This window comes from Porphyromonas endodontalis (assembly GCF_052173515.1).
Taxonomy (GTDB): Bacteria; Bacteroidota; Bacteroidia; order Bacteroidales; family Porphyromonadaceae; genus Porphyromonas; species Porphyromonas endodontalis_A.
Genome location: NZ_JBQMYL010000011.1, coordinates 65,537 through 73,933 on the forward strand (window position 1 = coordinate 65,537; position 8,397 = coordinate 73,933).

Sequence of the window (8,397 nt, forward strand, 5' to 3'; positions counted from 1 at the left end):
GGTTTCACTACTGATTACTATCGTCGAAGACTTGGATGCGAGATTTGCGTGAGGGGCGATCTTCATCCCCTCGTCTGCCGAATCTGTCTTTGGGTCCTCTAGATCCGTGTTGCCCTTTCCCTCCAAATCGGGGGCGACGTGTCTTTTCTTCTGTCGCGGGAGAGGTGTTTTTGAATGTCTTTTCCCTCTCGGGGCCTTTCTCCCTCGGGGTGCGCTCCTGCTTGCGTTCGCGGTAGGGACGAGAGGATGCATACGTGCGTGTTTTCCCCTCGGCTAGGTCGCGTTTGAAATCGTCACGCTTGCCCTCAAATGGCTCCCTCTCGGGGCGTTTCTCCCTCGGGGTGCGCTCCTGCTTGCGTTCGCGGTAGGGACGAGAGGATGCATACGTGCGTGTTTTCCCCTCGGCTAGGTCGCGTTTGAAATCGTCGCGCTTGCCCTCGAATAGTTCGTAGCTCCTTAGTTCGCACTCGAGGTCGCCATTGAGCAAATCGAGGCGAGAGGAGTGACGCAGGCCAATAGCGTTGAATAGCTTATTCTTGGGGGCTATAATCCAAACTTTAGAGCCGGCATATTTGTGCTTGAGTTCACTGCCGATCATGCTATAGAGCGCCTCCAAATCGAACCGAGTGAGCCGCTCTCCATAGGGAGGGTTGAGTACCATCAGTACGGGAGCCTCGGGGGCATTGCGGCGTTGCATGGCCATATGCTCTACAGTAATGTCGTGCCCTAATCCCATATGCTGCACGTTGGCATTCGTTACCGTATAGGCATCGTTGGCTATATCGCTGGCGTAGATATGGTGCTCAAAGGGAGTCTCGAAGTTGGGGTCTTCTTGTACTTCTCGCCAGAGGTCGGCATCGAAGTCCGCCCACTCTTCGAAGGCGTATTTGGTGCGCCATGCGCCTGCTGCCACACCTCGAGCAATCAGAGCTGCTTCGATGGCAAAGGTGCCCGAACCACACATCGGGTCTATAAGGTCGCACTGCCCCTTCCATCCGGCTTTGAGTAGGATACCGGCAGCGAGTACTTCGCTGAGAGGAGCCGGGGTCTGTTTTACTTTGTATCCACGTTTGTGGAGGCTATCTCCCGAACTATCCAAAGAGAGGGTAACATGCTTTTGTGCAATGTGAATATTAAAGCGAACGTCGGGAGTATCCATGCGTACCGAGGGGCGTTTCCCATCGGGAGTATTGGCCACAAAGTAGTCCGCAATGGCATCTTTTACTCGATAGCTCACGTAGCGACTATTGCTGAACCTATCGGAGAAAACTACGGGGTCTATGAGGAATGTTTGGTCGCATCGGAGGTACCGGTCCCACTCGAATTGGCGGAGGGTCTCGTAGAGGTCTTCGATGCTTTCGCAGTTGAATTCGTAGATGGGTTTGAGGATGCGTAGGGCCGTACGCAAACGATAATTGGTAAGGTATAGCATACGTTTATCGCCTCTAAAACGCACCATACGGCGCCCTATTTCTATGTCGTAAGCCCCGAGGGCTTCTAGTTCATCGGCTAGCACGTCCTCCAATCCGTACAGGGTCTTTGCCACGTAGGAGGAGAGGTGATGTTGGGTAGCATGTGCATCCCTTTGTTGCTTGGGGGTGGATGTTGTTTTGTTTCCCATATAGTCGCTTAATCTCTCTTTCCTACAAAAGTACGCAAATCCCCTATACCTCTGTATAGTCTCTAGCTGTTTTCCTCAGTGTGTTCTACCAGAGAATTACGACAATAGGAATCAGTATCGGTAGTGATGCCACTCTCTACTTGAATAGATCTTCAAAGAAGACTTATTCTAGATAGTTTTTTTATGATACTTTGTGGGTTCTCGGTAAAAAGTATTACTTTCGTATGCGGAGTAGTTCATCTGCTTCGCTTTTTATAAAAGAGGCGTTATGTCTTCGTCTTGTATGCTCGAAGCCTGAGAAACTTAAAGCAACAATAGACAAGAGAAGGTGTGATGGTCTCCGCGCGTATAGCGTGGGGCTGTTATCCCACATCTGTCTATTAAGGTTTTCTCAGGGCCTGAGCATTAGGACGTGGTGCATACAGTTCCACGCTTCTGCATGTGTGATTTTTTTTAGGTCTAGAGGGGGCTGTCTGACCATTGAGAAACATTATGGCAATTTCTATGATTGAACCCCGTAGTGCTTGGTATGATATTATCAACGAGCAAGGGAAAAAAGTGAAAACATTGTCACAAACTATTGGTGAAGTGGTTGGTTATGGACCTCATTTCTTCATCGTCAGACGTAGTGCGTGGTACGACCTTTACGATGAAAATGGTAAGAAGTACAAGACATTAAGTGAGACCATTGGAATTATTGTCAGTGTTACAGGCGATACTTTCGTTGTACGAAGAAGTGCTTGGTTAGACACCTATGACCGCTTCGGAAAGAAGATAAATACACGTTCTGCACATTAATCCTTTTCTTCCCTAGATTCTGAGACTAGATCTTGGAGTCTAGGGAAAGTGCTCGTAATAACTCTTTATGGAATCCTTAACAAACATATCAGCATTACTTGCTGATAACTCTATCGTTGTTCCTAACTATCAGCGCGCATATTCTTGGGATACGGACAAGTCCGAAAAAACTTTGAAGCAGGTGAATACTTTTTTGTCGGATTTGCAGGATTATGTCAATAGTAAGTCTGAATCTCCATATTATTTCGGACACTTCCTTTTTGAAAAAAGAGAAGGGAATGAATACGCTATTATTGATGGGCAACAACGCTTGACAACGACTATCATTTTTATATCCGCCTTGTACAAGCGGTTGCTAGAAAATAGACGAACCGAGAGCATCAAAGATTTTGATGATGATTTGTTTGTGACTTACTGCAAGACCATCAAACAAGGAACGCAATACCGTTTCTCTACGGTTGATTACGACAATCAAATGTTTCGAGACTATGTGATAGACCGAACTTCTAATGCCCATAATGGCATTGATACTGTGTCAAAAGCTAGAATTGTAGATGCCTTTGATTACTTCACGGAGACTCTGGAGAAAATGGAGGAGCCAATGCTCTTAAAACTTCTTAGAGCTATCACAAATGCTTCATGTACCACACATGTGGTGAAAGAGACCACCGAGGCTGCTATACTTTAACCCCCAAATAAAAATAAAAGGTAAAGATATGTGGAATAAGATTGAGAGAGTAGTTGAATGGTGCATCTTCCAAAGTCGCTGGCTTCAAGTGCCTGTTTATCTCGGAATGTGTATCGTGATGGGAATGTATTCCTTTGTGTTTTGTAAGGAAGTTATACATACTCTTATGAATGTGGGAGTGTTTTCTGAGGAAGCCATGCTTATGTTGGCTATAGGCGTGGTGGATGTGTCAATGGTTTTAAACTTAATCATTGTATGCGTTATTGGGGGCTATTGGTCTTTTGTTAGTCAATTGGAAATCATTGAGAAAAATAAAGATAATAATCAGTTTAGTTACCTTGGGAAGATAAATCCCAATGCACTAAAACACAAACTGATGATTTCTCTCATCAGTATTTCTGCCGTACATCTGTTGGAGACTTTTGTTGCGGAGAATATTGATCCCCAGCGTACTACGATGCAGATTGTGATTCATATTGTATTTGTATTATCTGCTTTGGCTATTACGTTTATGGATAAAATTGGACATGTACAACACTAAGAAGATAGTGCCTTTGTCCTAAAAACAAGAGAGGGAGAGATCTTTTGAAGGATCCCTCCCTTTCTTTTTGCTCTTGGATATTCCCTCATCAGACTTTTTCGATATTTCTTGCTATTTTGCTTAATAATGAGGGAATGTACTTTTCGTACAAGTACATATTCCTTTTTTGATTCAGCTGGAAAGTGAGTGGGTTGCTACCTGGAAAATTTTTTTATTTCACCCAGAAAGGGAGTGTACTTCTGCCTGAGATTCTTTTTATTTCTAGGCAGCAATCCGGAGCGAAATTACGTGGCAAATAAAAGCTCATTAGCTTTCACGAATAACCTATACTTTCTTATACCATTTCCATGCTTCATAAACAAGAGTAATACTCAATATGACCAGCATTAGATGTATAAAGAGCTGCTGAAGTTCAAAGCTGAATATCAGTTCCATGCTATGTACCGTACAGAATAGGGCAAGAAGTGCTGCAAGACAGAAATGTACCATCTTGTAGCAACGCTTAACGGCATAGAGCGAAAGAAGCAACCCGGTAATGGGAAGCGTGTATGACACAACAGCCATCATCACAAGCATCGATACTGGAGCTACACCATCGTTGGAAATGGCTATATCCGCATTCCAAAAAAGCGGCATCACGTCCATCAGAGAATGCGAAGACATACCTGCTACTATTGCAACCCAAAGAAACGATAGTTTTATATTTTCTTTCATTATTGAAGGAGTTTTAAAGTGATTGAATATTTATAATCGTTTAATTGGGTAAGCATTGCAAGCTTTCTTTACTGTAGAGGCTTGCAATGCTCACCCGTTAGTTGTTTTAATCAAGTGAAATAACCTTGTAAGCACCATTCGGAGTCTTCACGCTTGGTTGCATGAAACCTTTCCCTGTTGCCATATCGTAGCGATAGAATCCTATTCCATTGTCGGTATGTTCACCGAAATAGATGGAGCTTCCAACTTTGATGATGGCATTGGCAGCCCAACCGCATGAGGCCGGAAGAGGAAGTATGCGACCTGTTTTCTTGTTCACGTCTATCTCGTAAGGAACGTAGCATTTATTGACAATATAGGTATGGTCGTTTGGGTCTTTCACCAATGATGGTTTGTAGAGGAATGTGTAGATTTTTCCATTGCCACCATAAGCCATATACATGCCGTAAGAACCTATTTCAGCTCCTTCTGTTGTTTGCAGACTCATATAGAAATCCTTGTCAAACTCTGTTTCACCTTTCTTGATGCGTAGCAGTCCGTCCTTGTATCCCTTACCTGGCATAAACTGGCACATCATTGCCGCACGAGGACCTGTATGGAAATAAATGTTACCAGCCTCATCTATAACAGGCGATGTATGCCCTACCATGCCAAGACTTGTTGCACGGTCGTCTTTTATGACTTTTTCCACCTTGTCTGTCGCCACATCAATGACAGCCACCTGTGCTGGTGTTACAAGGATTTCTTTCATGGACTTCGCTTGGTTGAGTGGAAGGAACAACTTGCCATCACGCACGATACCATTGCCACCGTCAGGGTCTTTGTCGCCCTCAGCATAAGGTGAAAGGTCTATTTCCTTCGTTACGCTCATTGTGGTGGGATTGAACACGATTAGCTGTCCACGGCTTGCGCATGTGACGGCATAGGCTTTGGTCTCGCTTGCGAATATAATTTCCACCACGTTGGGAGAACCTGGAAAAGAGAGTTTGCTCATTGGCTGGGCAGAAAGTTGTCCGTTAGCATTCACTTCGTATTTGTAAAGGGTCTGCTCACCACCAAAACCATACATTGAGCCTGACTGAAGATAAACATTCTTTCCGTATTTCTCCATAAAGAGGTGTCCTGTGGGGAGTGTTATCGCCTTGTCGTAAGACACGGACGTACCCTCGTTGAAGTTTTCAAAACTCGTAATGAAGAAACCATTGTCGGCTTGTGCTGACATTAGGAAGTGATGTTTGGTTACAGGTTGGTCGTGGTCCTTTTCAGAACAAGAAGACAGGGTTGCCGCAAACAGCAACGTAAGACAGGGCAATGCCCATAAGAATTTGTTAGTTCTCATACTTTTTCCTATTTAATGTTTATATCTTGTTGATTATATATTTCATTTTCAAGTGAAACGTACGCCTTTCCATCGGGTATCTAAATTCTGCCCAATTCTCACGATTAAGTATGTTGCGTATCTCAAAGCTAAGCTGGCAACGTTTGTTAAAAGAATGATGTACGGCAACGTCCCAGCAATATCTTGCAGGTATGAGCATCGTGTTGTGGTTGCTTGCCTCCCAATTATAGCTGAACGCTTTAGTGAATCCGAAAGTAGAGGCAAAGGCTGAAGAAGAAGATTTACTTAACAAGCCGTCTTTGTGCAGACGTACCCCAACGTTACCAAACAGATACGGCATATTGGGAATGCGATAGCGGTAGTGAAAGTTCTCTCCACCGCCTACGGCTTCCTTTCTCATATCGCGGGCATCCTGCCATGTGATGTTTCCCTGCAAATCGAGCCAGCGGTTCAGTTTGCTCTCCATTTCCATATCAATGCCCATCACCCTAACCTTTCCAATATTGTCATATGCCATATTCATGGAACTGTACATCAGCTTAATCATATCCTTTGCGCTCATGTAGAAGGTATTTATTCCTATCCGCACTTGTGGATAACGCATGGCATTGATGAGCCATATCGCTCCTGCATTGATATTGAAGCTACGTTCGGGACGTAGTTTTTCTGACGGCAGCAGCAGTACACCATCACCAAACAACTCTTCGGCGATAGGCATTCTGACTGTCGATTGCACGGCGGCTTTCAGTGTCAGGGCATTGTTCGGAAGAAGATGCAATGCCACTGCCTCGCTCCAGCCTGCCATAGTGCTGTGGTTGGTCGATGCCTTGAGTTTGTCTTGCAACATGATTGCTTCTGCAAACGGAAGGACTTCGGAATGGTGATTAAAGAGTTTAATTCCCAACTCGTTAGTGAATTTTCCGCCATACAACTTTAGTTCGTGTGTCAATCCCGACACAATGCTATGCAATCGGCTTGGATAACCACTGGTAGGCAGTCGTGAATAGCTGTCGGCAAGTTCGTCCTTGGGCATCTTGCATCCATAGCGGTAGTTGGTAGTCCATGTTACAAGTTGATTGTTGCCAATCTTATAAGTAAGGTTGAGTAATTCACGGACAGTGGTGTGCCTATCGTGCGAGTCGTTTGGAACGGCACCTATTTCTCCGCGTCCAGAGCCACTTGGAAACCTGTTGCCGATGAAATCGTAACAGTAATGGGATGTATCCACTTGATTGACAAGACTGAATCCGACGATTGAATGGAACTGTGCGGTAAGTTTTCCTTTCAAGAAACTTTTTTCAAGGCTCAGCGAAGTGCTTGCAGAACGTGTTCGTGTGAAAGCATGCTGGATATTGTTCTGCACATTTATCAGTCCACCTTGTATCTCTTTGCGATAATAGTCGGCACTCAATGTTAGGTCAAACTGGTCGAACCACCATTGCTGACTACTTATACCCACATTGAAACCACCATGCGTATATGCGTCGTGGTCGCGGTGAATGATGCGTCCCAATTCAAAAGGAGAAGAAAAACTATAATTGTTTTTGGCATAGTTCATCGTTGCACCAGCATGCAGAGCCGTTGAAGTCTTGCCCAAATAATGTTTCAGTTGCAAACTACCAATATATGTATTGTATGATGCAGCCTCAAATGCCATTTCCAAATGATTTTTCTTAAAGTCTTTCAGTCGGATATTCACCGCTCCTCCTAATCCATCACCTCCCAACCATGCAGGAATAATACCTTTGTATATCTCCACCTCATCTACCATATCAATGGGAATGCTGCTGAGCTGAAATTCATCAGAGTTGCCCATAGGCATGCCATTGATGAAAATACCGATGCGCTTGCCGTCCATTCCCTGTATGATAATACGCGAGGCATTACCTAATCCACCTTGTTGAGCCACCTTGATGCCAGCAGCATTGTCAAGAATCTCGTTCAATGTTGCAGTTTTGTATTTAAGTTCTTGACTATCTATAATCGTTATTGCCGATGGTACTTCACGATGCCTCTGTGCCTTGCTCTTCCCAAGCACAATCACATCAGACAAAATGTTGTTTTCTGGTTGCAGTTCCACATTGCAGCAAATACTGTCATTGACGCATAATTTTTCATTGAGGATTATATTACGACTTTTGTACCCCATATATTGTACTTTAATCCTCTTACTGCTTTTTGATGGAAGTTCCATTCTAAACATACCTATGTGATTAGAAATTGTACCTATATTGGAATTTTCCAAAATTACAGAGACTCCGTCTAACGGCTGGAGGGTTTGTCCATCAGTAATTTGCCCAAAAACAATCTTTTGAGCAAATATATTCTGCCATGTAAATGAGAGAATTAGCACCAATAGGAAGTTGTGAAGTATATTCTTATCGCTCATGATTATTGTTTAAATCCATATTCTCTTTGACCTTTAAGCACTTGGAATAATCCTATTTTATTAAAAATAAACATTGATTGGTTTTGTTCACAAAAAAGCACATCGTTTTTCTCTTGAACGGTGCGCTTGGCTTAACGGGAACCCATATCCCTGTGGTATGTCGTGTTTATTTCTTATCATAAGAATGAAATTTATTCGGTGCAAAGATAGAAAAGGTAAGGAAGTGATACAATACCTAAAAATAGGTGTTGTATAATGAACTCTGATGATGATAGTTCCACCCTTTCAGTAAAAGTAATTTCCAATT

7 protein-coding genes are annotated in these 8,397 nt (G+C 43.7%); 3 read left to right on the forward strand and 4 right to left on the reverse strand.

Translation table 11 applies throughout. From position 1 onward, the window contains the following. Positions 1-7: 7 nt before the first annotated feature. Positions 8-1,621, reverse strand: a complete 1,614-nt coding sequence (locus ACTTHR_RS06580; protein ID WP_442605595.1) for a THUMP domain-containing class I SAM-dependent RNA methyltransferase — start codon at positions 1,619-1,621, stop codon at positions 8-10. Between the two features lie 567 nt (positions 1,622-2,188). On the opposite strand from ACTTHR_RS06580, the gene ACTTHR_RS06585 reads away from it, so the two are divergent. From ACTTHR_RS06585 to ACTTHR_RS06595, 3 genes are all read left to right on the forward strand, one after another. Continuing rightward, entirely contained in the window at positions 2,189-2,419 is a 231-nt protein-coding gene (locus ACTTHR_RS06585) for a hypothetical protein (RefSeq protein ID WP_442605596.1), read from the forward strand. 67 nt (positions 2,420-2,486) lie between these two features. After that, positions 2,487-3,107: a DUF262 domain-containing protein gene (locus tag ACTTHR_RS06590; protein ID WP_442605597.1), complete on the forward strand. Its 621-nt coding sequence runs from the start codon at positions 2,487-2,489 to the stop codon at positions 3,105-3,107. A 28-nt stretch (positions 3,108-3,135) separates the two neighbouring features. Continuing rightward, positions 3,136-3,648 (forward strand): TIGR00645 family protein, encoded by a 513-nt coding sequence (locus tag ACTTHR_RS06595; RefSeq protein ID WP_424777183.1) that lies wholly within the window; start codon positions 3,136-3,138, stop codon positions 3,646-3,648. Between the two features lie 324 nt (positions 3,649-3,972). Here ACTTHR_RS06595 and ACTTHR_RS06600 read toward each other — a convergent pair whose 3' ends face one another. The 3 genes from ACTTHR_RS06600 to ACTTHR_RS06610 all read right to left on the reverse strand — a co-directional run bounded on the left by ACTTHR_RS06600 (position 3,973) and on the right by ACTTHR_RS06610 (position 8,090). Then, complete coding sequence (locus tag ACTTHR_RS06600; RefSeq protein WP_442605598.1) at positions 3,973-4,311, reverse strand: hypothetical protein; 339 nt, start codon at positions 4,309-4,311, stop codon at positions 3,973-3,975. A gap of 157 nt (positions 4,312-4,468) precedes the next feature. Continuing rightward, entirely contained in the window at positions 4,469-5,674 is a 1,206-nt protein-coding gene (locus ACTTHR_RS06605) for a DUF4374 domain-containing protein (protein ID WP_424777181.1), read from the reverse strand. A gap of 46 nt (positions 5,675-5,720) precedes the next feature. Next, positions 5,721-8,090, reverse strand: a complete 2,370-nt coding sequence (locus ACTTHR_RS06610) for a TonB-dependent receptor (RefSeq protein ID WP_442605599.1) — start codon at positions 8,088-8,090, stop codon at positions 5,721-5,723. Between the last annotated feature and the right edge of the window lie 307 nt (positions 8,091-8,397).

Bases quoted from the DNA above. Each gene is read 5' to 3' on its own strand.
- ACTTHR_RS06580 (WP_442605595.1), bottom strand. From the start codon at position 1,621: ATGGGAAACAAAACAACATCCACCCCCAAGCAACAAAGGGATGCACAT.
- ACTTHR_RS06590 (WP_442605597.1), top strand. From the start codon at position 2,487: ATGGAATCCTTAACAAACATATCAGCATTACTTGCTGATAACTCTATC.
- ACTTHR_RS06595 (WP_424777183.1), top strand. From the start codon at position 3,136: ATGTGGAATAAGATTGAGAGAGTAGTTGAATGGTGCATCTTCCAAAGT.
- ACTTHR_RS06600 (WP_442605598.1), bottom strand. From the start codon at position 4,311: ATGTCTTCGCATTCTCTGATGGACGTGATGCCGCTTTTTTGGAATGCG.
- ACTTHR_RS06610 (WP_442605599.1), bottom strand. From the start codon at position 8,090: ATGAGCGATAAGAATATACTTCACAACTTCCTATTGGTGCTAATTCTC.